Origin of the sequence: Pseudoalteromonas rubra (assembly GCF_005886805.2) — a bacterium.
Lineage (GTDB): Bacteria > Pseudomonadota > Gammaproteobacteria > Enterobacterales > Alteromonadaceae > Pseudoalteromonas > Pseudoalteromonas rubra_D.
Window position 1 is genome coordinate 3463223 of record NZ_CP045429.1, and the last position, 24302, is coordinate 3487524.

At 48.6% G+C, this 24302-nt stretch carries 21 protein-coding genes and 5 tRNA genes; 10 read left to right on the plus strand and 16 right to left on the minus strand.

What is annotated here, in order from left to right; genetic code table 11:
• Positions 1-37: 37 nt before the first annotated feature.
• Both CWC22_RS15055 and CWC22_RS15060 read left to right on the plus strand, forming a co-directional pair.
• Positions 38-592, plus strand: coding sequence for an RNA polymerase sigma factor (locus CWC22_RS15055; protein WP_125563623.1), 555 nt, complete (start codon positions 38-40; stop codon positions 590-592).
• Positions 585-1187: a hypothetical protein gene (locus CWC22_RS15060; protein ID WP_125563625.1), complete on the plus strand. Its 603-nt coding sequence runs from the start codon at positions 585-587 to the stop codon at positions 1185-1187. Before CWC22_RS15055 ends, CWC22_RS15060 begins: the two co-directional genes overlap by 8 nt.
• Before the next feature lie 39 nt (positions 1188-1226).
• Here the strand turns inward: CWC22_RS15060 and CWC22_RS15065 are convergent, their stop codons facing one another.
• Positions 1227-2603 carry a Na+/H+ antiporter NhaC family protein gene (locus tag CWC22_RS15065; RefSeq protein WP_125563627.1) on the minus strand — a complete coding sequence of 459 codons (1377 nt, stop codon included), beginning with the start codon at positions 2601-2603 and terminating at the stop codon, positions 1227-1229.
• Between the two features lie 230 nt (positions 2604-2833).
• Here CWC22_RS15065 and CWC22_RS15070 point away from each other — a divergent pair, with 230 nt between their 5' ends.
• Positions 2834-3682, plus strand: coding sequence for a MurR/RpiR family transcriptional regulator (locus CWC22_RS15070; protein ID WP_125563629.1), 849 nt, complete (start codon positions 2834-2836; stop codon positions 3680-3682).
• Between the two features lie 7 nt (positions 3683-3689).
• On the opposite strand, the gene CWC22_RS15075 is transcribed toward CWC22_RS15070, so the two are convergent.
• From CWC22_RS15075 to xerD, 11 genes are all read right to left on the minus strand, one after another.
• Positions 3690-4862 (minus strand): exo-beta-N-acetylmuramidase NamZ domain-containing protein, encoded by a 1173-nt coding sequence (locus CWC22_RS15075; protein WP_138538679.1) that lies wholly within the window; start codon positions 4860-4862, stop codon positions 3690-3692.
• A 1268-nt stretch (positions 4863-6130) separates the two neighbouring features.
• A tRNA-Arg gene (locus CWC22_RS15080) sits at positions 6131-6207 on the minus strand.
• A gap of 64 nt (positions 6208-6271) precedes the next feature.
• Positions 6272-6348: transfer RNA gene (locus tag CWC22_RS15085), tRNA-Arg, on the minus strand.
• Between the two features lie 64 nt (positions 6349-6412).
• A tRNA-Arg gene (locus CWC22_RS15090) sits at positions 6413-6489 on the minus strand.
• A 64-nt stretch (positions 6490-6553) separates the two neighbouring features.
• A tRNA-Arg gene (locus tag CWC22_RS15095) sits at positions 6554-6630 on the minus strand.
• 30 nt (positions 6631-6660) lie between these two features.
• Positions 6661-6753 (minus strand) — tRNA-Ser (locus CWC22_RS15100).
• A gap of 559 nt (positions 6754-7312) precedes the next feature.
• Positions 7313-8854 carry a lysine--tRNA ligase gene (lysS, locus tag CWC22_RS15105; protein ID WP_010386862.1) on the minus strand — a complete coding sequence of 514 codons (1542 nt, stop codon included), beginning with the start codon at positions 8852-8854 and terminating at the stop codon, positions 7313-7315.
• A 27-nt stretch (positions 8855-8881) separates the two neighbouring features.
• Positions 8882-9980, minus strand: a protein-coding gene (gene prfB, locus CWC22_RS15110; RefSeq protein WP_125562743.1) for a peptide chain release factor 2 whose coding sequence is annotated in 2 segments (ribosomal slippage) — positions 8882-9904 and positions 9906-9980 — 1098 coding nt in all. Because the reading frame shifts where the segments join, the coding sequence is not laid out codon by codon here.
• Positions 9981-10167: 187 nt separating this feature from the next.
• Positions 10168-11892, minus strand: coding sequence for a single-stranded-DNA-specific exonuclease RecJ (recJ, locus tag CWC22_RS15115; RefSeq protein ID WP_138538631.1), 1725 nt, complete (start codon positions 11890-11892; stop codon positions 10168-10170).
• Between the two features lie 130 nt (positions 11893-12022).
• On the minus strand, positions 12023-12754 hold the full coding sequence (dsbC, locus tag CWC22_RS15120; protein WP_138538630.1) for a bifunctional protein-disulfide isomerase/oxidoreductase DsbC: 732 nt from the start codon (positions 12752-12754) through the stop codon (positions 12023-12025).
• Between the two features lie 61 nt (positions 12755-12815).
• Complete coding sequence (xerD, locus tag CWC22_RS15125; RefSeq protein WP_138538629.1) at positions 12816-13742, minus strand: site-specific tyrosine recombinase XerD; 927 nt, start codon at positions 13740-13742, stop codon at positions 12816-12818.
• 78 nt (positions 13743-13820) lie between these two features.
• On the opposite strand from xerD, the gene fldB reads away from it, so the two are divergent.
• Positions 13821-14342 (plus strand): flavodoxin FldB, encoded by a 522-nt coding sequence (gene fldB / locus CWC22_RS15130; RefSeq protein WP_058796146.1) that lies wholly within the window; start codon positions 13821-13823, stop codon positions 14340-14342.
• A 184-nt stretch (positions 14343-14526) separates the two neighbouring features.
• Positions 14527-14700, plus strand: coding sequence for a hypothetical protein (locus CWC22_RS15135; protein WP_156202181.1), 174 nt, complete (start codon positions 14527-14529; stop codon positions 14698-14700).
• Positions 14701-14763: 63 nt separating this feature from the next.
• Here CWC22_RS15135 and CWC22_RS15140 read toward each other — a convergent pair whose 3' ends face one another.
• Positions 14764-15762 (minus strand): AraC family transcriptional regulator, encoded by a 999-nt coding sequence (locus CWC22_RS15140; RefSeq protein WP_171045083.1) that lies wholly within the window; start codon positions 15760-15762, stop codon positions 14764-14766.
• A 90-nt stretch (positions 15763-15852) separates the two neighbouring features.
• On the opposite strand from CWC22_RS15140, the gene CWC22_RS15145 reads away from it, so the two are divergent.
• The 4 genes from CWC22_RS15145 (at position 15853) to CWC22_RS15160 (ending at position 19657) form a co-directional block, all read left to right on the plus strand.
• Entirely contained in the window at positions 15853-16287 is a 435-nt protein-coding gene (locus CWC22_RS15145; protein ID WP_125562753.1) for an SRPBCC family protein, read from the plus strand.
• Positions 16274-17089, plus strand: coding sequence for a sterol desaturase family protein (locus CWC22_RS15150; RefSeq protein WP_138538627.1), 816 nt, complete (start codon positions 16274-16276; stop codon positions 17087-17089). Before CWC22_RS15145 ends, CWC22_RS15150 begins: the two co-directional genes overlap by 14 nt.
• A 107-nt stretch (positions 17090-17196) precedes the next feature.
• Complete coding sequence (locus CWC22_RS15155; protein ID WP_419144610.1) at positions 17197-18303, plus strand: MBL fold metallo-hydrolase; 1107 nt, start codon at positions 17197-17199, stop codon at positions 18301-18303.
• A gap of 283 nt (positions 18304-18586) precedes the next feature.
• Complete coding sequence (locus CWC22_RS15160) at positions 18587-19657, plus strand: acyltransferase family protein (RefSeq protein WP_138538626.1); 1071 nt, start codon at positions 18587-18589, stop codon at positions 19655-19657.
• A 23-nt stretch (positions 19658-19680) separates the two neighbouring features.
• Here CWC22_RS15160 and CWC22_RS15165 read toward each other — a convergent pair whose 3' ends face one another.
• Positions 19681-20235 carry a zf-TFIIB domain-containing protein gene (locus CWC22_RS15165; RefSeq protein ID WP_125562760.1) on the minus strand — a complete coding sequence of 185 codons (555 nt, stop codon included), beginning with the start codon at positions 20233-20235 and terminating at the stop codon, positions 19681-19683.
• A gap of 199 nt (positions 20236-20434) precedes the next feature.
• Here CWC22_RS15165 and CWC22_RS15170 point away from each other — a divergent pair, with 199 nt between their 5' ends.
• Complete coding sequence (locus CWC22_RS15170) at positions 20435-21310, plus strand: AraC family transcriptional regulator (protein ID WP_138538625.1); 876 nt, start codon at positions 20435-20437, stop codon at positions 21308-21310.
• Here the strand turns inward: CWC22_RS15170 and CWC22_RS15175 are convergent.
• Both CWC22_RS15175 and CWC22_RS15180 read right to left on the minus strand, forming a co-directional pair.
• Positions 21288-22739 carry a phosphomannomutase gene (locus tag CWC22_RS15175; RefSeq protein ID WP_138538624.1) on the minus strand — a complete coding sequence of 484 codons (1452 nt, stop codon included), beginning with the start codon at positions 22737-22739 and terminating at the stop codon, positions 21288-21290. The two genes, CWC22_RS15170 and CWC22_RS15175, sit on opposite strands and share 23 nt — an antisense overlap.
• Positions 22726-24162 (minus strand): mannose-1-phosphate guanylyltransferase/mannose-6-phosphate isomerase, encoded by a 1437-nt coding sequence (locus CWC22_RS15180; RefSeq protein WP_138538623.1) that lies wholly within the window; start codon positions 24160-24162, stop codon positions 22726-22728. Before CWC22_RS15180 ends, CWC22_RS15175 begins: the two co-directional genes overlap by 14 nt.
• Positions 24163-24302 lie beyond the last annotated feature (140 nt).

The following is a 24302-nucleotide window of genomic DNA, read 5'->3' on the forward strand; positions in this document are numbered from 1 at the left end:
GCAACCAGGCACAGACAATAAAAACAAGGACCTGCCTATGCTACTTGCTTTGAAAAACTGGCTGTCGGCAAACGAACCCGAGCCTGCCGACCCTTTATATGAGTTTAAATTGAGCGGAGACAACAAGTATCTGGAACTGGCGATAGACAAGTATAACCACGATTTATATCACTTTTTGCTGACCCAAAGTGACAGCGAACTGGCCAAAGACGTGTGCCAAAAAATCTGGCTAACCGTCGTTGAAAAACGTCAGGCCTATCACACCAGCCAGGCACCGAAAGCCTTTTTATTCAAGCTGGCCCGGAACGCACTGATCGACGAATTGCGTAAACAAAACCGGCTTACCTATATGGAACACCCGGAACAGCAGCTGTCTGTTCCAACGGAGCGCACTGTACGGTCCCATCAATCCTTGTACGATGCAATTTTATTACTACCACTACAGCAAAGAGAAGCCATAAGCCTGCAACTGGAAGGTTTTTCATTGCAACAAATCGCCAGTATCACTGACGCCCCGCAGGAAACCATTAAAACGCGCCTTCGTTATGCCCGCACGGCGCTTAAGCACGCATTAGGAGACGATGATGAGTGACAAATCGCAGGAAGATCGGCTTAAACAGGCCTATCTCCACGCAAAACAGCAGCACAGACCTACGGCACTTGAGCAGCGCCAGCTCAAGCAAGTTTGTCGCGCAGCTAATACCACAGCGAAACAGATCAGCTGGTGGCAAAGGGGCCAATGGGTTTTAGCATGCGGAGCACTCATAATGCTGGCCACAGTAATGCTATCTCAGGAACACGGCCAGCAATCAGTACAAGCTTTGTACGCCTTGAGCTTTGATGATTATGAACAGGTTGAAACCCATAGTGTCGAACAGGGTCACTACGTTACTCAGCTTCGAGCACAAAAACAGAACTTAGATAAGCAATTTAAACAGCAGCATCAACAACTGAGCGAACAACGCTTTTATGGACGACTGGTGCACAGTGACGCCAATACCTGGTTTGTTGCCGACTGCCGCAACAAAACGCTTTTGGAAATTAAACATTCAGTGCTCGCAGCACTACGAGACGACACTGAGTTGTCAGGCATGTCACCGGGTCAAATGTTAGCATTGGATAAGAACACGGATGGTCATTTAACGACCATCACAGCGGTACCGGGCAAAGTGTATGCCTGCCCTTAAGCTCGCCAGCCTTAGAACAAGGCTGGCGAAAGGCGATTCTTAAATCATTACGATACTGGCGACGAAGAAGCTGATCAGTGCCAGCACGCCACCGACCATTGCATAAGGAAGTTGCGTTTTTACGTGAGTCAGCAGATCGCAGCCAGATGCCAATGCTGACACAGCGCTGGTATCTGAAATCGGCGAGCAGTGATCACCAAAAATCCCGCCACTGAGTATCGCGCCGACAACCAGCGATGGAGGCAGTCCCAAAGTTTGGATCAATGGCACCCCTATCGGGATAAGAATGGCAAAGGTGCCCCAGGATGTTCCTGTCGTAAAAGACATCACAGCCCCTGTTAAAAACAGCACTGGTACAATAAAGTAAACGGGTAAGTAATCACCCACTAACGATGCAACAAAAACCCCAGTGCCTAACTCTTTTAAGCTTGCACCCAGCGTCAGTGACAGCAATACGATACTCACCAGAGGCAACAGTTCTCCCATACCTTTGAAGCCCACGTCAACCAGTTGTTGATGCGTAAAATGGCGAGCTTTAAGAAGCAGTAAGTAAGCTACCGCTGTTGCCAGCACCGTGGCATACAAAACCGATTTAGAGCCACTGCCTTGAGCCAGTTCACCCCCACCTGTCCACAACATAAAACCCAGCATACTGATGATAAGTGTCGCCAGAGGCACTAACATAAAGCGCGCTTTACTGGCAGCCGGACCTTTGTCAATTTCCTGGTCTTGCTTTGCCAGCGCGTGTTCTGCCACTTTCATTGGGCCATGTACTTTGTCAAACACTATGGTGTAAAACACTATCAACAAAGCAATGATGGCATAAAAATTAAATGCCACACTGCCCCACAAAATACTGACCGCCGATTGCTCCAGCTCATAATTACTTAACAGACCCAGCACATACGCGCCCCAGCCGTTAAGCAGGATAAGAATACACACAGGTGCACTGGTGCTGTCGATAATATATGCCAAACGTGCGCGACTCATTTTAAATTTGTCAAACAAGCCCCGGGATACGATCCCTGAGGTCAGCACACTCATGTTTGACTCAATAAATACCGCCATCCCCGTGAACATGGTCAACAGGCCAACCTGGCGCTTATTTTTTGCAACGCCAATATTCAGCAGTTTATTCACTGTCGCACCGACGCCACCTGATTCTCTGATATAAGCCAGTAGCGCACCAATCACGATACTAAACAGTAAAATTCGACTGTTGCCGGGAGAGGTAGCAACGCTCACAATACGCTCAATACTATTAATAAAGGTGGAAAATAGCGCGTTACCACCACCGTTTAGCGCGAGTAGAAATTCTGAAGAGATCAACGCCAGGATCAGCGCCACAATGACCTCTTTGCGCCAAAACACCACGGCAATAGCTATCAAAGGCGGTAAAATCGAATACCAGGACATAGGTTCCCTATTACTAATTATTAGATCAGGCTGTAAACCCGTTAGCTTAATTAGTTGAGAGGAAAAAACCAAGCTTTTCGCAGCTGAATTTACAAACGCAACAAAAAGAACTTTTTTAGGGACCAACCAGATTAAAAAGCGCAATAATATATCTTTCTGATCTATTACATTGTTCACTTTGAACCTATAATATGGACATCTCTGTTAGTACAGGTTACCAAGTGAAGCGCATGTCTACTTTTATTAAAATAAAGGCATTAAGGCCAACTCTCTCACAAAGTGAGGCAAAACTCGCCGACTTTACCCTTAGTTCGGGGACCCAGATCCGTACCTTATCGTCCATTGAACTGGCCAAGGCAGCCGGCGTTAGTCAGTCCAGTGTCGTAAAGTTTGCACAAAAATTGGGGTACCGGGGTTTTCCGGCTTTCAAACTCGCGGTTGTGGATGCACTGAATGAGCAAACTTCCGAGCAGACATCCCGCTCGACACAGTTTGAGCAAAGCGATTCGTTGGCTGATATCAGCGAAAAGCTCATCGCCAATCAACACAAAACGCTGAGTGCAACTCAGAAACTCAATAATGGCTCAGAATTTGAGCGCACGGTGCAGGCCTTAAAAGCGGCGCGCAAAGTACTGATCTGCGCCAAAGGTGCATCCTGGTCTGTTGCGCAAGATTTTGCCTTTAAACTACAAAAAGTAGGCATTTCTGCGGTGTGTCACAGCGATGAATTTAATGCAGCCAGCTATGTTGCGTCGATGGGCAAAGAGGATCTGCTAGTTGTGATCAGCAATTCAGGCCAGACAAAAGCACTTCTTAAACTGGCCGAACAGGCAAAGCGCAATGAGTGTCGCGTATTTGCTATCACGCGTTATGGCGACTCTCAGCTCAGTGAGATGGCGGAGCATGTCTTGTTTACCGTACAAGAGGCTGAGCCGATTAATCACAGCGCCATACTCACCCGGGCATCCCAATGCTACCTCATTGATACGCTCTTTGTTGCCTTGGCTCAGTCAAACTTGCACTGGCAACGCCGGGTTGAGCGGGCAAATGATAATATGCGCGCGATTTTTAACGACTGAGATCGTTTTATTCCCGCTCATAAAGCAGGTAAGGCAGGCGGCGTATCTTAAACGCCTGTACTTCCTGCGCCCAGATTGCTTCTATCTGATGTGCTTTCAGACCTTGTGTCAGTGCCAGACGGATGACATCGGTTCCTGCTAGTTTGTCAAAGAAGCTCGGTGAGTTAATCAACGCCTCAGGATACAGCTCAAATGCACTGTGTGCCTGCACTAGCCAGTCTAATGACAGGCCGCGTTGTTGAGATTGCCGTAAATCTCTGGCATAAACGGTTTTACCTTTTAACTTAGGGTGCATGGCTGCACCAGGTATAGACCGTGGCGAGAAAGCCAAGGCCCCGAGCGGGACCTGATCATGACCAAACACCTGAAACGGAAAATCACTGCCTCGACCCACTGAGACGCGTGTGGCCTCAAATAAGCATAACGAAGGGTACAAATAAATAGCACGTTGATTCGGCAGGTTAGGACTAGGTGCAATAGGTAGCATATAGTCATCTTTTGCACTATAACTGGCAACCGGGATAACCGTCAGATCAAGCTTTGCACCACCATCTAGCCACTCTTCCCCTACACTCATCAAAGCTAACTCACCCAACGTCATACCATGCAATACAGGCACAGGCAGCATACCGACAAAAGAGCGGAAGCGCTCATCCAGAACCGGACCATCAACATAAGCGATATTCGGGTTAGGTCGGTCCAGCACCAGAAAGCTGACACCATTTTGCTGCGCGGCCTCCATCGTTAGAAACAATGTGCTGAGGTAGGTGTAAAAGCGGACACCCACATCCTGAATATCAAATACTAAAACATCAATATCTGCCAACTGTGCGGGCTTTGGCTTCTTATTCGTACCGTACAAGGAGACGATAGGCACACCTGTTTTTGTGTCTTTACCATCCGTGATGTAAACACCTGCTCCTTTGTTGCCCCGAAATCCATGCTCTGGCGCAAAGATCCGGACCACATTCACCTGGTTGTCTGTCAGATAATCCAGTAAGTGTTGATCATATACTCGGGCACTTTGATTCACCACCAGACCCACCCGTTTGCCTTTCAGCATTGGCAGATACTGATCACCGCGCTCGGCAGCAACCGTAATCGCCCGTGTTTGAAATGAGCAAAGGAGCACACTGATGGCAATCATCAGCATCAGAAAAGCATAGATAGTCTGGCGCACAAAAGTCCTCAGGGGAAAGCAAACGGTATCGAGATTTTGCGGTGCGATGGCTCACCTTTGCAAATATTTACGACGGAAGAAATCCTACAAATTCGGCCCCAACTGCCGGGTTTGTAGTCAGGTACTCTATCCTGCAGAGACCACTAACCTAAACTTCAAATACAAAAAACCGACTTTCGTCGGTTGATTGCTCACTTCCTGAAGAAGAAGTGGCGGGCTCGGGACGTCTTTTGTGGAGAGTGACCCTCCGACCGCCTGGTTCGTAGCTAGGTACTCTATCCAGCTGAAGTAACTCACACCAAATTTCAGACACAAAAAAACCGACTTTCGTCGGTTGATTGCTCACTTCCTGAAGGAAGAAGTGGCGGGCTCGGGACGTCTTTTGTGGAGAGTGACCCTCCGACCGCCTGGTTCGTAGCCAGGTACTCTACCCTGCTGAAGTAACTCACACCAAATTTCAGGCACTAAAAAACCGACTTTCGTCGGTTGATTGCTCACTTCCTGAATAAGAAGTGGCGGACGCGGGACGTCTTTTGTGGAGAGTGACCCTCCGACCGTCTGGTTCGTAGCCTGGTACTCTATCCAACTGAAGTAACTCACACCAAATTTCAGACACAAAAAAACCGACTTTCGTCGGTTGATTGCTCACTTCCTGAAGAAGAAGTGGCGGACGCGGGACGTCTTTTGTGGAGAGTGAACCTCCGACCGCCTGGTTCGTAGCCAGGTACTCTATCCAGCTGAAGTAACTCACACCAAATTTCAGGCACAAAAAAACCGACTTTCGTCGGTTGATTGCTCACTTCCTGAAGAAGAAGTGGCGGACGCGGGACGTCTTTTGTGGAGAGTGAACCTCCGACCGCCTGGTTCGTAGCCAGGTACTCTATCCAGCTGAAGTAACTCACACCAAATTTCAGGCACAAAAAAACCGACTTTCGTCGGTTGATTGCTCACTTCCTGAAGAAGAAGTGGCGGACGCGGGACGTCTTTTGTGGAGAGTGAACCTCCGACCGCCTGGTTCGTAGCCAGGTACTCTATCCAGCTGAAGTAACTCACACCAAATTTCAGGCACAAAAAAACCGACTTTCGTCGGTTGATTGCTCACTTCCTGAATAAGAAGTGGCGGACGCGGGACGTCTTTTGTGGAGAGTGACCCTCCGACCGCCTGGTTCGTAGCCAGGTACTCTATCCAGCTGAAGTAACTCACACCAAATTTCAGGCACAAAAAAACCGACTTTCGTCGGTTGATTGCTCACTTCCTGAATAAGAAGTGGCGGACGCGGGAGGATTCGAACCTCCGACCGCCTGGTTCGTAGCCAGGTACTCTATCCAGCTGAGCTACGCGTCCGTTGTTCAATTCAATTTTACTACCTGAATTAGTGTAGTCTTTTTATTTAACCACTTAAGAGAAGTGGCGGACGCGGGAGGATTCGAACCTCCGACCGCCTGGTTCGTAGCCAGGTACTCTATCCAGCTGAGCTACGCGTCCGTTGTTCAATTCAATTTTACTACCTGAATTAGTGTAGTCTTTTTATTTAACCACTTAAGAGAAGTGGCGGACGCGGGAGGATTCGAACCTCCGACCGCCTGGTTCGTAGCCAGGTACTCTATCCAGCTGAGCTACGCGTCCGTTGTTCAATTCAATTTTACTACCTGAATTAGTGTAGTCTTTTTATTTAACCACTTAAGAGAAGTGGCGGACGCGGGAGGATTCGAACCTCCGACCGCCTGGTTCGTAGCCAGGTACTCTATCCAGCTGAGCTACGCGTCCGTTTTACTACAAAGACACCATTTTAATAAATGGCGGAGAAGGAGGGATTCGAACCCTCGATAGGGCTACAAACCCTATACTCCCTTAGCAGGGGAGCGCCTTCAGCCACTCGGCCACCTCTCCGTCTTTGTGGGGCGTATAATATAGAACCGTGAAAATATGTCAAATACTTTTCTTGTAAAAAAGCACTGTATGGTGATAGATTGTTCAGCTTGGTCTGTTTTAAGGCACTTTGTCGATTATTTTGTCATAAATTAGTCACTTTTAGGGCCTGACTGTATATTATAGTGGTCCAAAAGAGTTTGCTTACGCGTGCTTTCTTCAGCAATAAAGGCATCTACATAGCCTAAACGCTGAAATTCGCTGATACAGCTACGACAATAATTCATCCTGGCTTGTTCGTGCTGTGATTTTGATTTTTGTTGCGACATGGTCTGAGTTCATTTGCATCCTTTCATAACCAAAGCAGTATAGGCTAAAAAGTCTGATATGCCAGTCGTACCCAACTAGCAACTATTCGCCGAATGTACTCCTGCACACTTTCTATGTATCTAACCTCTGATCTTACAAAAGTTTTATAAATATATTGAGAGTTCAACTGGCGTTTAGCAGAGATGTCTTACATAGATAAAAGAAAAGCGCCTAAGGCGCTTTTCTCAATTGTACATTCAATGTAACCGGACTAGTCAGCCTGAGGTCGCATATGCGGGAACAGGATAACGTCTTTGATAGTCGGAGAGTCGGTAAATAGCATCACCAGGCGGTCGATACCAATCCCCTCACCAGCCGTTGGCGGTAAGCCATACTCCAGCGCACGGATGTAGTCATCATCAAAATGCATTGCTTCGTCGTCACCGGCGTCTTTCTCTTCAACCTGACGCGCAAAACGCGCAGCCTGATCTTCTGCATCATTGAGCTCCGAAAAGCCATTTGCCAGTTCACGTCCACCTACGAAGAATTCAAAGCGATCAGTGATAAATGGGTTTTCATCATTACGACGTGCCAACGGTGATACTTCCCACGGGTATTCCGTGATGAAAGTTGGCTGGATCAGTTTATGCTCAGCGGTTTCTTCAAAGATTTCACATAAGAACTTACCGGCACCCCATACACATTTTTCAGGGATCTTCACGTGTACTTTCTTCGCGTATGCCACCAACTCGTCAAAGTGGTTTTCTGGATCTTTAAAGATGTGCGCAGAGGCTTCAGCGTCAGGACCATATTTGATGATCGCATCAGCCATAGACAGGCGCTCAAACGCTTTACCAAAGTCGTACTCGATGGTCTCAAGGACTTCGCCTTCTGCGTTCTTGACTGTATTAGTCACAATGGTCGTGCCCAGTACATCCTGTGCAACGGTACGCAGCATGTCTTCTGTCAGGTTCATCAGATCTTTGTAATCTGCGTATGCCTGATAGAATTCAATCATAGTGAATTCCGGGTTGTGACGAGTCGACAGACCTTCGTTACGGAAGTTACGGTTGATCTCGAAGACGCGGTCAAAGCCACCAACCACCAGGCGCTTCAGGTAAAGCTCAGGTGCGATACGCAGATACATGTCGATGTCCAGCGCATTGTGGTGTGTCACAAACGGACGTGCCGTTGCACCGCCAGGGATCACTTGTAGCATTGGCGTTTCAACTTCCATAAAGTCACGTTCAGCCAGGAAACGACGAATGCCTTCAATCACTTTAGAGCGAATACGGAAGGTCTCACGCGTTTCCATGTTAGTGATCAGATCAACGTAACGTTGACGATACTTGGCTTCCTGATCAGTTAAACCATGGAATTTCTCTGGTAGCGGACGCAGCGATTTAGTCAGTAGTTCATACTGAACCATATCAACATACAAGTCGCCTTTACCTGATTTGTGCAGCGGACCAGACACACCAATGATGTCACCAATGTCGAGCTGACCATATTTGGCTTTCAGCTCTTTTTGTACATCTTTAGACGCGTAAGCCTGGATACGGCCTTTCATGTCTTGCAGAACCAAAAATGGCCCACGTTTAGCAAGGATACGGCCAGCCACAGAGACCTGATGATCTAACTCAACCAGCTCTTCTTTAGACTTATCACCAAACTTAGCCTGTAGATCAGCCGTATAGTCTTCACGGCGGAAGGTGTTCGGATGGCCATTGGCACTGCAATTATCACGAATTGCATCCAATTTAGCACGACGCTCAGCAATGAGTTTATTCTCGTCTTGGATTTGCTCTGTCATTTTTTAGCTCTTAGTTTAGCTTGTTGATTATAGGCCTGATTTCAGGCTGGCTTCGATAAATTTGTCTAGATCACCGTCCAATACCGCCTGGGTATTACGGTTCTCAACACCGGTGCGCAGGTCTTTAATACGCGAGTCGTCCAGTACGTAAGAACGGATCTGGCTGCCCCAACCGATGTCAGATTTGGCATCTTCCTGAGCCTGCTTTTCCGCATTTTGCTTTTGCAGCTCAAGTTCAAACAGTTTTGCTTTTAACTGTTTCATTGCCTGATCTTTGTTTTTGTGCTGTGAACGGTCGTTCTGGCACTGCACCACAGTGTTCGTTGGCAAGTGCGTAATACGCACCGCAGACTCTGTCCGGTTAACGTGCTGACCACCCGCGCCCGAGGCACGATATACGTCGATACGCAAATCTGCCGGGTTGATGTCAATCTCAATGTTGTCATCAATTTCCGGGTATACGAATGCAGAGGCGAACGAGGTGTGACGACGACCGCCTGAGTCGAACGGGCTCTTGCGGACCAGGCGGTGTACACCGGTTTCTGTGCGCAGCCAGCCATAAGCATACTCGCCGCTGACACGCAGTGTTGCGCCTTTGATACCTGCCACGTCACCATCTGTTGCTTCGACAATCTCAGTTTTGAACCCTTTGGCTTCTGCCCAGCGCAGATACATACGCAACAACATGTTGCACCAGTCCTGGGCTTCTGTACCACCGGAACCGGCTTGCAGATCGAGATAGGCATCATTGCTGTCTTGTGCGCCAGAGAACATACGGCGGAACTCCAGCTTTTCGAGCTGGGCATTCAGGCCTTGCACTTCTTGCTCAGCTTCAGCAAAAGTCTCTTCGTCTTCGGCTTCTACAGCCAGCTCAACCAGGCCTTCTGCATCATCTGCACCGCTCACCAGGTTGTCTATGGTTTCAACGATGGTTTCCAGACTGGATTTTTCGCGACCCAATGCCTGTGCCTTCTCAGGCTCATTCCAGACTGCTGGATCTTCCAGTTCCGCATTAACTTCTTCCAACCGCTCTTGTTTCAGAGCATAGTCAAAGATACCCCCGAAGAAGTTCAGTACGCTCGCGAATTTCCTTGATTTGATTAATCACAGGATTCACTTCAAACATTCACATTACTCCAATTTACGTGATGGTGACGCAGCCAATGGCCCACCTAAAGTGACCACCGGACTGAAAATTTTGCGACCACTGTGTATCAACACATTATGTAAGCGGTCTAAACGGCCAATACTAACAAATAATGGGCTCAGATATCAGCCCTTAAAGAGAACATTTTATACCTTTCTCGCAAATGTTAGCAGGCACGGATCTCCCGAACTATCAACTGCAAGGTAAACTTGCCTCTAAACTCATTGATATCCAGTTGATAAGCTAACTCCGCCATCTGTGCCGCGGTGTTTGGCCAGGCCCGCACATCTATGTTAAACGCAATCGCATCAACCAATTTACCGCTGGGGTGTTTAAGCACCAGCTTGAGATGTTTCTCACCGACAATGCGCTGCTGCACTAACTCGAACACGCCGCTGAATACCGGCTCAGGGAAATGCTGACCCCAGGGCCCAGCCTGTTGCAGTAACATTGCAAAGTCCATATTAAAACACTCAGCTGGTAACTCACCATCTGTCAGTAATACCGACTGCTTATGCTCTTCACTGAGGGTCTCGCTGACCAGGGCCTCAAAGGTGCGTTTAAAGTCGCTAAAGTCGGCTTCTCTGATGGTCAAGCCGGCCGCCATCGCATGGCCACCGAATTTCACGATTAAGTCCGGATGGCGTGTATTTATCTGCTCCAGCAAATCACGCATATGCAAGCCTTCAATTGAGCGGCACGACCCTTTAATTTCGTCATTGTCGCCCTGAGCAAAAATAATCGCCGGGCGATGGTATTTTTCTTTGAGTCTGCCCGCCAGGATCCCAATCACCCCCTGATGCCAGTCATCCTGATATAAACATACCGCATCAGGAATACTCTGCTGCGCAGCAACCAAGCGCTCAAGCACCGCCTGCGCTTCTTGCTGCATGCCCTGCTCTATCTCTCGTCGCTCCTGGTTTAGGCTATCCAATTGTGCGGCAATGCGCCGTGCCTGATGCTCTTCTTTAGACAATAAACAAGCGATACCCAGGCTCATATCATCCAGTCGCCCTGCAGCATTCAATCTCGGTGCCAGTGCAAAACCAAAATCACTGGCGTTAAGCCGGGCTGCGGTGCGATTTGCCACTTCAATCAGAGCACGGATCCCAGGCCGGGTTTGCCCTTTGCGAATTCGCGCCAGTCCCTGATGTACTAAAGTACGGTTGTTGGCATCCAGGGCAACGACATCCGCGACCGTCCCCAAAGCAACTATGTCCAGCAAGGATGCCAGGTTAGGCTGAGTCTGGCCCTGACGCTCAAAATAGCCCGAAGAGCGCAAATGATGACGAAATGCCACCAGCAAGTAAAACGCCACACCAACACCCGCAATCGATTTCGAGGGAAACTGGCAGTCGTGCCGATTAGGGTTAACGATGGCGTCGGCATTGGGCAGTTGCTCACCCTGCAAATGATGATCGGTGACCAGAACAGCAATGCCAGCCTGTTTTACGATGTCTATGCCTGCCAGGCAAGAGATACCATTATCAACGGTGATCACCAGTTGTGGAGCAAGTTGAACTATTTGCTCCGCCAGTGCCGGACTTAGGCCATAACCCAGACTAAAACGGTCAGGAACCAGGTAGTCGACTTGCTGCAGACCAAACAGGCGCAGCCCCTCCATCAGCACAGCTGTGCTAGTTGCGCCATCGGCATCAAAGTCGCCCACAATGAGTATACTTTGCTGTTGCTGTAGTGCTGTTTCTAGTAAGGCACAGGCTTTATCCATGTCCCGGAACAAACGAAAATCCAGCAAAGTGGCGGCACTGTTATCAAGCTCTTGGGCCTCTTTTACACCCCTGGCGGCATAAATTTGTTTAATTACAGGGTGAAGATGGGTGGGTAAATGACTGTCATCGACACGTAATCTGGGTCGGATCTCTGTTTGCATAACACTCTCTGAACTACCTGATGACGTGAAGTAATACCAATTTGCTTAATTAAGTGAAATTGGTATAAACCTCCACAAAGCAAAAAAGGCCCGCAGGCCTTTTTAGAAACGCTGAGAGTATACCTCAGATTTAAGATTTTTTGCTCGCCTGGTCTAACATTTTTGCCAACGCGTCTGCCGGTTGATAACCCGGGATCATACTGCCGTCTTCAAGTACAATAGCCGGAGTACCGGAAATACCAAAACTCTGACCTAGCTGATAATGCTCAGCAACCGGTGCCTGACAATTCTTTGCATCCGCAATGGTGTTACCAGCTTTCGCTTCAGTCATGGCAGATGCAGCATCGTCAGCACACCAAACGTTCATCAGGCTCTTGTAACCGTTACCACTCAGGCCGCCACGAGGAAACGCGAGATACTTAACGGTAATGCCCGCTGCCAGGTAATCATCCAGCTCACGGTGAAGTTTACGGCAGTAGCCACAGGTAATGTCAGTAAAGACCGTGATTTGGTGTTTCTCATTTTCCGCCTTGTACACAATCATCGAATCCTGGTACTCAGCGACACCATTTTTACGTACACCACTGAGTGCATCCTCAGTGATATTACGACGGTTTGTCACATCAATCATGGTCCCCTGAACCAGATACTGACCATTAGGGCTTGCATAGAATACCCCTTTATCCGTGATCACAGTCTTAAGGCCCGAAATAGGGCTGTCAGATACACTCTTGACTGTTAAGCCCAGATCCGCAAATTGAGATGCGATGGGGCTAACCGCCATTGGTGAAACTTCTTTGATTGTCTCGGCAACGGTACCGACACTAAAAGCGAGCGATGCTGCTAAAAGTAACTTTTTCATGTTTTTCTCGTAAAATTGCTCTTGTTAATCACTAGGACCGGATTACTGCAAATAAATTCCATTACGACCTAGGATGATGTTGCTGATGAAGCGATTTCAGTCGCTCACTGGCAACATGCGTATAAATCTGGGTTGTCGACAAATCGCTATGGCCTAACATCATTTGTACAACGCGGAGATCCGCCCCATGATTGAGCAAATGTGTTGCAAACGCATGACGCAACGTGTGTGGCGATAACGGTGACTTAACGTCTGCCAACATAGCATAGTGTTTGATGCGATGCCAAAAAGTTTGCCGGGTCATGCCGATACCACGCTTAGAGACGAAGACAAAGTCATTCGCATGTTTCACCATTTGAGCTCGTCCAACCTTTAGAAATTGTTCGACCCAGTGCAACGCTTCCTCACCCATCGGAACCAGTCTTTCTTTGCCACCTTTACCGCGAACCAGCAAAACAGCCTGACGCAGATTAATTTGCTCCATCCGCAGCCCCACCAGTTCTGTGACCCTTAATCCCGTCGCATACAACAATTCCAGCATCGCTTTGTCTCTAAGACCCATAGGATCTGACACATCTGGCGCATTGAGCAGAGCCTCAACTTCCTGCTCGCTGAGGGTTTTAGGCAACGACTGCGACAACTTGGGCTGCGCGATATGTGTCAAAGGGCTGGCAGGAAGCTCCTGTTTGCTCACCCAATAGGCATAAAAGCGCTTGAGGGCACTCATTGCCCGTGCGGTACTGCGCGGTTTCAACCCCTGGTCGACCCGGTAGGCCAGATAGGCCTCCACATCTGCGCTATTGATGGCCAACAATGGTTTATCATCCAGATTGGCCACGACATAACGGACAAACTTATCCAGGTCAGCCCGATAGGCAGCCAGGGTGTTGTCACTGAGTCCTTGCTCAAGAAAGAGCGCGTCCAGGAAAGATTCAATCAGCTCACTGTTACTGTGCGTGGCTGGGTCAGATAATTCTATATCGGTCACGGGCCGCCTGTATCAATTCGTTACACCATAAGGTAGACTTCGCGCCATATAATAACAGCCAATTGAGCGAAGACTACTATGCAGATCGGGTTATTTTACGGTTCAACTACCTGCTACACAGAAATGGCAGCAGAAAAGATGCAGGAGATCATGGGTAAAGACATCCTGTCGCTCCACAATATCAAAGACGAGCCTCTGAAAAATGCAGAGCAGTTCGACTTTGTGATCTTCGGTATCTCAACCTGGGACTTTGGCGAGTTACAAGAAGACTGGGAGTCACACTGGGACGACATCGATCAGGTCAACCTCGCCGGGAAAACCATCGCATTATTTGGTATGGGTGATCAACAGGGCTATGGACAATGGTTCCAGGATGCACTGGGTATGTTACACGATAAAATTGCGCCACAGGGTGTCAACTTTCTGGGGTACTGGCCCAATAGCAGCGACTATGAGTTTGAAGCCTCCAAAGCGCTGACTGAAGACAAAAGCCAGTTTGTAGGCCTGGCGCTCGACGAGGACAGTCAGTACGAAAAAAGCGATGAACGAATTGCCACCTGGATTGAGCAAATCATGACTCAATACAGCGAGTCATTGTAATTTATCCCCTCTCAGATCTGCCATACGCATTGTTGGCAGATCAAACTCATCTCCCTTACATCCATTAACAAAAAATATATACAAATATCTTTTTATAGTTCAGTATGGATTTTGTACAGCAACTGCAATTTTGCCTTAGTCGCAGCAGCTGTCGTTCATTAACTCAATTATAAAAGGACTAATCATGAAGCTTAACCTAAACAAAAAGAACTATAAGAACTTGTCTCAGCAACCACAATCAATCAACAACAAAATGACGCCACGTATCGGCGGTGGTCAGGGTGCATGTTCAGGCGGTGCAGCCTGTCATATGGACAAACAAATAGAAGGTGGTGGCTCTGTCTGTATCACTTGGTAAAACAGGCAAGATAACGGGACTGTAAACGTCCCGTTTTATGTCATACTCCGTATCCAATCCTACTCAGGAATCCCCAGTGTTCTGCTTTTGTTTGCTGAACTTTCCCGGAGAACACCCAAACCAGCGCTTAAACGCCTTGTTAAAAGCCGCCTGTTCGTTAAACCCTAACTCTCTTGCCAGCTCGGCCAGTGGCATGGTGCCCAGTAAGTCTCGAGTCCGCCTGAGCCGCTCTTCGGTCAGTAACTGTGAGTAACTGGTATTACATTGCTTAAGCTGCCTTTGTACCTGACGCACCGATTTATTTAATTCACCAGCCAGCCTGTCCAGCTGACAATCACTGAGATCGCGACGGGCAGCCAGCATAATACGAAGCTGTGTTGCCACGGTATGATGCTGCTGAAGTTGTGCCAGTGCTGTGTCTGACAGACGCTGTAACGCCTCATGCATAACGCAATTCGCCCGTCTGAAGGGCAAGGACAGATAAGCGCGCTGAAATACAATCTGATTGCAATGCTGACTAACAATCACAGGGCAACCGAACCACAGCGCCAGCTCTGAACACTCTGTGTTGTTCAAATAGCAGGTTAAGTAAACGCGCTCAGGCGCGACCTTTTGGGTTAACAAGGCACGCACTAAGGCAACCCAGGCGGTCATATTGCGCAAGATCACATGACGAGAGGTCCGTGAATTTGGTACCCAGTCAAGTACGGCCCAATCATGCTGTTGATGAAATTGTGCTTTTCCGATGCTGGCCACAAGCTGGTCATATCTGAGTAGCGCCATTAGCGCTTGATGCAAATTTTCGCAGCTTTCAACCAGGTAGCCCAACACGCCATAATCTGCAGACTGGATCTGCTGGCCCAGGTGAAAACCAAACAAAGGATCTTTAGTCAGCTCAACCCCTACTTGCAATATCTGCTCATATTCAGCCAAAGGGATCCTCGCCCCCAGCTCAGCCTCCGTGTTACTTGCGTACTGATTGCTGTTTTCGTACAGCCAGCCTAATTGCTCCAGATAGAGCTGCACACTGGTGAAATAGTTTTTATCTAAAGTGTTTTCCATGTCGCATTTGGACAAAATTACGTCGCCTATTCGCAAGATTGCCAGATAAACCTCACTTACACTAGACAAAACTGTGAATAAGGAAAAGCCATGGTCAATGTTCGCTGCCACAGAGACATCGCCGCCACGCCGCATGAGGTAATGGAAACTCTGCTTGATCACCCAAGGTTAGATCGCTTTTTTAATGCCCAGTTCAAAGTCGTGCACAGTGCTGTGCATCCAGCCATTCGGGGTGGCAGTGGCTGTATTCGCGAAGTACGTATGCTGGGGCTCAGATTCTATGAACAGATCCAGCATGCCGACCCAGGTTCAATTCGCTATCAAATCGTCGGTGATTTCCCGGTGAAAAAACACCAGGGTGAGATCCGGCTGCGTCAAATCGACAATAACACCTCAACCCGGATTGATTACCATGTGCGCTTTGCTCCACCCTGGTACCTGCCAGGCTTTATTATTCGCCACCTGATCACCCGTGACATCAACCTCGCACTGACGCGTCTGGAGGCAAGTTATGCTGTCCGTTGAGTGGATCTTGCTACTACTCAGTCCAGTCTTTGTGATTGCCATAGTGCTGGAATATCGCATCGCTCCCGGACACTATCGCCTCAAAGACGGTCTGCACAACGTGATACTCGCCTTACTCCATCAGGGCGCTGATCTGTTGGCATTGAGTGTGCTAATGCCGCTGTTCTATTGGTTACATCAATTCGCGCTGTTTGAAGTTCCCCTCACAGTTCTGACTGTAGCTGGCGCTTTCTTACTGCAAGATTTTCTATACTACTGGTTTCATCGTGCCTCACACAAAGTACACTGGCTGTGGTTAGCACATGTGGTCCACCATAGCTCTGAACACATGAACTTTTCAACGGCCTTTCGCCAAAGTTTACTCTATCCCTTTGTTGGCATGTGGCTATTCTGGACCCCGATGATCTTACTGGGCTTTGAGCCTGAGCTGGTTCTGGCCGTCGTGGCCATTAACCTCGCTTTTCAGTTTTTTGTTCATACTCAGCTGGTTGGTCAACTGGGCTGGCTGGAGCGAGTATTTAATACCCCCACACATCACCGTATTCATCACGCCAGCAACGCCTGCTATCTCGACAAAAACTTTGCAGGCGTGTTGATCATCTGGGACAAACTGTTTGGCACCTACACGGATGTGCAACCTCATGAACGGATCCGTTATGGTATTGTCGGTAGTGCACCACAAGATACGCTGCTATCTATCAATTTTCATGAGTGTCGGATATTGCTCTGCAAACTTAAAAAAGCGAATGGATTCAAAGAGAAGCTAAATCAACTGTTGTCTTCACCACGGCATTTTGAGTAGGCAACAGCAGCCAGCCCACATAGTTCATCCAAAAAAAGACATTTAATAGTTTACTTTTCCACCCAAAAAAGTAAACTACACAGTGCAGTTTACTTTTGGATCACACAATGAAAAAGTGGTTGGTTATTTTTGCCATCATGTTTAGCGCTATTACAGGGGGCTGTTCTATGATCTCTAATCTTAATGCACAAGTGCCATCTCAGGGTTACCAGTCTGAGCATTTTCAACAAGGCCGGTTTAAAAACCTACACCCGACTATGCCTGCCAGCCTGAGCAAAACGTTGGTTATCACCTGGCGGTTTTTTACCGAGGCCAAAGTTGCCGCTGAGCCTGAGCAAAGATTGCCTGTCTCAAAGTTAACCCGCGCGGAGTTAAACGCTTTACCAGATGTTGGCGTGCATATCATTAAACTCGGACATTCTTCGGTACTACTGAAAGTGAATGGGGCTTACTGGCTGTTGGACCCGGTTTTCTCCGAACGTGCTTCTCCCTTTTCATTCATAGGGCCAAGCCGCTTTCATCAACCACCTATCTCGCTTGATGAATTGCCTCCCATTGATAAAGTGCTGATCTCTCACAATCATTATGATCACCTGGATAAACAGGCGGTCAAACAACTCAATGCAAAAACGACTCAGTTTTTAGTGCCACTTGGCGTTGAAGGGGATTTGATCCGCTGGGGTATCGAGGCTGAAAAAATTCATTCATTTGACTGGTGGCAAGAGCTGCATGATCAGGACCTGATGGTGGCATTTACCCCTACCCAACACTTTTCCGGGCGTGGCCTGAGTGATGCAAACCGCACATTGTGGGGCTCCTGGGTCATAAAAACCGACCATGAACGTCTTTATTTTAGCGGCGACTCTGGCTACTTCCCCGGTTTCAAAGATATTGGCGAGCGCTATGGTCCCTTTGATTACACACTGATAGAAACGGGAGCCTATGATGCCGACTGGGCCGATATTCATATGACTCCGGAGCAAAGCGTACAGGCGCATCTGGATCTACGCGGCAAAATTATGATCCCTATCCACAACGGAACCTTTGATCTGGCCTTTCATAGCTGGTATGACCCTCTGGAGCGTGTACATAGCGCAGCGCAGCAGCAAGGTGTTGTGCTCAACACACCGACGCCCGGAGAAATCATCACCATTAATCAGGCCTATTTAAATCAAACCTGGTGGCAGTCATTAATGGCGCAAGTGCATCGCTAAAACCTGTCTGAAACCCTCACCCCTGGCACTTATTTATTCTGCGTCGTGCTTTGACAATTGGCGAGGGTTTCACCTTTTAACAAAAACAGTGACGATAACTTGAGCGTATTTGCATCACAGATATCGCCCCCTTTACAGCAATGACTGACCACACTCAGCATTAATCCCCTAGCCTGCGACGAGCATGAAAATGTTTCACGCGCATTTGTGGCTAATTTATAGACAAACAACCTTCCTCTCTCTCATCATAACTGCCACTATAAAAACAATAAGGAAAGCTGTTATGACACAACGCGTCTATGAACTGGACCTGCTGCGTTTTATTTGTGCGCTGGGTGTGGTGATCTTTCACTACACCTACACCGGGCATATGGAAGGGTTTGCCCCAATCGCCGACTTTGAGGCAGTCCGTGAAGTCACTCGCTATACCTATGTGGGTATTAACTTTTTCTTTGTCATCAGCGGATTTGTGATCTTGATGAGCCTGCAAGGGCGCACACTCAGGGAGTTCTTAACCGCGCGTTTTATCAGGCTTTACCCTGCCTATTGGGCAGCATTGACCATCACTGCGCTGGCCACTTTGCTCTGGGGCAAAGATGTGTTTAACATCTCGCTTGGGCAATACCTGACCAACCTGACCATGGCACAGGAACTATTTTCCGTTGCATCGCTGGATAGCGCTTACTGGACACTGTACATCGAGCTCAAGTTTTATCTGTGTATGGTCTTGCTTGTCGCATGCGGGCTTATGCCCTATCTAAAAGCCATACTGACACTGGTCCTGAGCGTCAGTTTGCTTGCGCTGTTTTTGCCCTGGAGTAGTAACATCAATATGTTTGTGGCGATGTTTCCGCACTGGAGTGGCTACTTTGCCTGTGGTTGCGTGTTTTATCTTGTACGCCGTGATGGATTGAACTGGCAAGGTGCAGGTCTGCTGGTACTCTCGCTGGCATTTATGCTGACACAGTCGGTGTTGTTTGGTGCGTTGATGCAAAGCTGGTTTAATATTCCCTTTAACGGACCCACTATCGCCCTCATCAATGGGATATTCTTTGCGCTGCTGTGCCTGACCGCCCTGGCAAAACGCCACCCGTTCAGATTTCGTCGCTGGTATTACCTGGGTATACTCACCTATCCTTTGTACCTACTCCATCAGCATCTGGGTTACATGCTGTTTAACCGCTTTGGCAACGAACACAACATTGCCAGTCTGGTTGTGTTCACCACACTTGGCATGATAGTACTGGCAGGATTACTCCATTATGGGATTGAAAAGCCCATGGCACGCTGGCTAACACAGCGCACCAAAAGCAGTGTTCAGCCTGAACAAGTGGCTAACCGAGCTTCACTGTAGCCACCTTAATTAACACAATGTGCCTAACGCTCGGCAGAATAGGGATCTTCTGCCATCAGATAAGCTCTCAGGTCGGCTTTCTGAGGATGATTATTCAACCACGTACGGGTCTCGCGCAATCGCTGGTAGGTTTCGTCACCAAACTTATCCTGATAGATATCGGCGAAGTTCTGCTGGCTGGTGTCTTCGCGGATTTGCTGTTGCCACTGCTGAGTAACCAGTTGATTTAGTGCGCCAGCCAGCCCCTCAGCTTTCAGCAAGTCCCATTCTCCTTTATCTAGCCAGATGCCGCCAGTGGCTACGCTGTAATCAACCCGATGTGCGCTATTTGCACTAATTCTGAATTTACGCATCAAAGTACCGGACACAGGGCAAATCAGCGCGCGTTTGCTATCTTCTGCCTCATCGCCAAACTCAATATGTTCCGCAAATTGATAGTCAGGATTACGCTCTTTCCAGGCAACATAATCTTCTATCAGGATCCAATCCCCCTGACAGTGGTCGCAGCTATGCGCCCGAAATAAGCCTTCAATGAACCCTGGGCGCAGCTGGCCTTCGCCACAACTAGTGCACTTCATGATGTCTCCCAATGTGTTTTCCATTTAATAAGCCAGAACAGTGTAAAGCAATTGACCTGTAGCCTCAATTTGCGAATTTCGACAAGTGCGCAAACATTATCAATCCTGTCTGATATACGCTGAGTTTCGTCGCCAACAACCCTGGTGTGCATCTTGAAGTGCTAAACTGACTAGCCTATAACCTAAGCGAGAAAGCATCATGACAACACGTATCGCCACACTCAACCACTATCAACAGCGTCTGCTGCGGGTGATTGATTATATGTATGATCATGTTGATCAGGATTTGGACGTAAACACACTGGCTGACGTGGCCTGTATGTCGTGTTACCACTTCCATCGCATATTTCGCGAGTTTATGGGTGAACCGGTGAACGCCACAGTAAGACGTATGCGCATGTTGAAAGCGGCATCCTACTTAGTTCGCAGCACACTCACTCAGCAGCAGATAGCAAAACGGGTAAACTATGGCAGCGTTGAAGCCTTTAACCGCGCATTCAGCCGTCATTATGGTATGACCCCCAATCAATTTCGCCAGCAACAGCTAAGCGATACTCTGCAAAGCGCTGCGTTTTATCCGGCTCAACCACAGGAGTACAACACCATGTACCAGGTAGAAAAAACGCAACAAAACGCATTAACCCTTATTGGCCTCGCTCATCAGGGAGACTATATGCAAATAGGAAAAACCTTCGAAAAACTCGGGATGATGGCAGGCAGTAAAGGCCTAATTAATGAGCAGACCCGTTACTTTGGCATTTACTATGACGATCCACAAACAGTAGTGCAGGACAATCTCCGGGCCATGGCCTGTATCACTTTGCCCCCAGGCACTGAGTTCGATCAAGACACCTTTGAGGCCGTCACCATTCCTGCGGGTAATTTGGTCTCACTGATTTTTAAAGGGGATTACAGTGAGCTGGAGCAACCCTACAACTGGCTGTTTGGCCAATGGCTACCGCAAAGTGGGCTGGAGCTGGTTGATTACCCTCCATTTGAGGAGTACCTGAATGATACTCGTGATACTGCACCGCAGGACTTGCTAACCCGGATCAACTGCCTGGTGCAGGCGTAGACAACTGCTGCGCCAACGCCCCCAACAGTGTCCTGACCAATTCACCTGCCTGCTGCTGCGATGATGCTTCGGTATAACAGCGCAGCTCAGGCGCATTGCCCGATTGCCTCAGGTGTACAACACAGTCATCATCGAGCAAAAAACGTACACCATCCAGAGTGCTCGCAACAGTGGGCACACAATCACACTTAAGCACATCGGCAAGCCTCTGCGGTTGTGTCTGCAATATGGCTAACAACGAGTCTGAGCTGGCCCGTGTAACCCCTTGCAAACGATCGCTGGCAGTATAACGCACCGCATATTGACGCGTTAGCTGTGCCAAGGTAGTGCCTCGTTGCTTGACCAGATACAAGATGGCCAGTAGCGGGAGTAATGCATCCCGGGTCGGCAAACGTTCAATGACTTTACCGTTAATCATAATATCTGTGCCCAGCAAAAACCCTCCATTGGCTTCAAACCCGGCAACTGTGGGGTATATGTCAGCTAAATGAGTCAGTTGCTCAATCACATATGGAGAGCCTATTCGTGTGCGCCTAACCTGCTTAAACTCTCCACACAGCTCCAGTGAGGTGTTACAGTTCAGCGGCACACTCAGCGCCTCAATATCCAGTGCTTTGGCACACAACAGGCCCAGTATATCGCCTCTGAGCCAATGCCCTGAATGGTCGGCTATCATGGGTCTGTCACCGTCGCCATCCGTACTGAATAACAAATCTAGGTGATGCTCCCTGGTCCATTGCCGGGCAAGGGATTTATCCTGCTCGCTGACAGCTTCAGTATCAATCGGGACAAACTCACTACTGCGCCCCAGGCAAATTACCTTCGCGCCCAGTGCCTCTAGCACAGCAACGTATAAATCACGTCCGGCACTGGTGTGCTGATACACACCAATGGTCTTTCCGACGCATAAGTCAGCAGGAAAAACATCCAGCATGCGAGATAAATACGGTAAACTTATCTTATGATCAGGGTCTGGCAGAGGTTGTATGTTCATTGGGCTTGGGACAGCCTGACAAGCCACAATAGCCGCTTCATCGGCTTTGTCTATTTCACCATAGGGGTGATAAAACTTAAGTCCATTGCGATCAAAGGGGATATGACTGCCAGTCACCATGACCGCTGCCCTCTTACTTCGTTGTGCATACAAGGCCAATGCAGGCGTTGGCAACACCCCGGCAAACTGCACTGTCACCCCTAAAGCATGTAACGCACTGACACAATATTGCGCTATCTTCGGGCTGGAAGGACGGTTATCCATCCCCACCACAACACCACTAAAGCCATAACGTGGTTTTAGTTGTGCAATCATAGCAACCATAAAAGCCTGACACACCTGAGCCGTAAACCCGTCATTAAGCCCTCTGGCACCACTGGTACCAAACTGAATACCACTTTGCGCAATGATCTCTGTGCAATTAGCTGTTGTCATGCGGCCCTCTGGTATAATCATCCTCAAACCGGATAATGTCATCTTCCTCCAAATAACTGCCCGATTGCACCTCTATCAGTTGTAAATCAACTTTACCGGGATTGCTGAGCCGATGTACCACAGTTGCAGGAATAAACACCGACTGATCCTCGCATAATAAGCGACGCTCTTCACCGATCTCCACTTCAGCAGTGCCTGACACAACCACCCAATGTTCCGCCCGGTGATAGTGCAATTGTCGCGACAAGCTGTGTCCGGGCCTGACCGTGATCCGCTTGACCAAAAAGCGCTGATCCTGATCAACAATGTCATACTTGCCCCAGGGTCGGTAAACTTCTCTGTGGTCTGTTACTTGCGCTAATTCACGATCTTTCAGCTCATCCACCAATGACTTAATCGTCTGACTCTGATTGCGGTGGGCCACCAACAACGCATCTTTGGTATCAACGACCACCAAATCCTGCACTCCTACTGTCGCCACCAAGCGATCCTGTGCGAGGACGAGGTTATCCCGCGTATTCAGCGCCATGACATTCCCGATATGGGCATTGTTCTGGGAGTCTTTGCTCAGAGTTTGCCAAAGCGCTTCGAAGCTCCCGATGTCGTTCCACTGCGCATTTAGGGGAACGACTGCAGCATGCTCGGTATGCTCCATTACGGCATAGTCTATTGATTCAGAAGGAGCGGCTAAAAACGCCTCACGATTGACTCGGGTAAAATCCAGATCAACTTGCGGCTCTGCCATCGCCTGCTCACAAGCCTGCAAAATATCAGGTCTGTACTGCGCCAACTCTTTTAAGTAATCACTTGCTCGAAATAAAAATAAGCCACTGTTCCAGAGATAACCGCCTTGCTCAAGATAACCCTGTGCTGTTTGCTCGTCAGGCTTTTCGATAAACGCAGCTACCTCAGCGCCTATATCATCGCCGGCATCATGAGTAAGGGGCGAGCCACATTGAATGTATCCGTACCCTGTATGCGGGCTGTCGGGCGCAATACCAAAGGTCACCAATTTGCCTCCCTGCGCCAAAGCCAAACCCCGTTCAATACTCAGGCGGAATGCCGAGACATCACCAATGTAATGATCTGACGCCAGTACAAGCAATATTGGATCGTCACCATTTTTGCAGGCTTTGAGCGCTGCCAGTGCAATGGCCGGTGCCGTGTTGCGCCCTTCTGGTTCTAGTATAATCCCACCAGCCTGATAGCCTATGGCGCGCATTTGCTCAGCACAAATAAACCGGTGTACTTCATTGCAAATCACCAATGCTGGCTGATTGCTGCCTGGCTCAAGCCTCAGCAAGGTGTCCTGCAACAGCGTGTGCTCAGAGCCCAGCTGTAAAAACTGTTTGGGGTAGCGTTCGCGCGACATGGGCCATAGCCGGGTTCCGGAGCCGCCACACAAAATAACCGGTAATATCATATTTACTCCCCCAGACATACTACACATATCACTGTTCAACTGTACCAATTCACCATTTTACTCTCAGTGTATCTGCCGGGGCAATGCTTCGTGCTTCACTCACGGTTCACGCTGATGTACTACACTCTGTTATCGCGTTA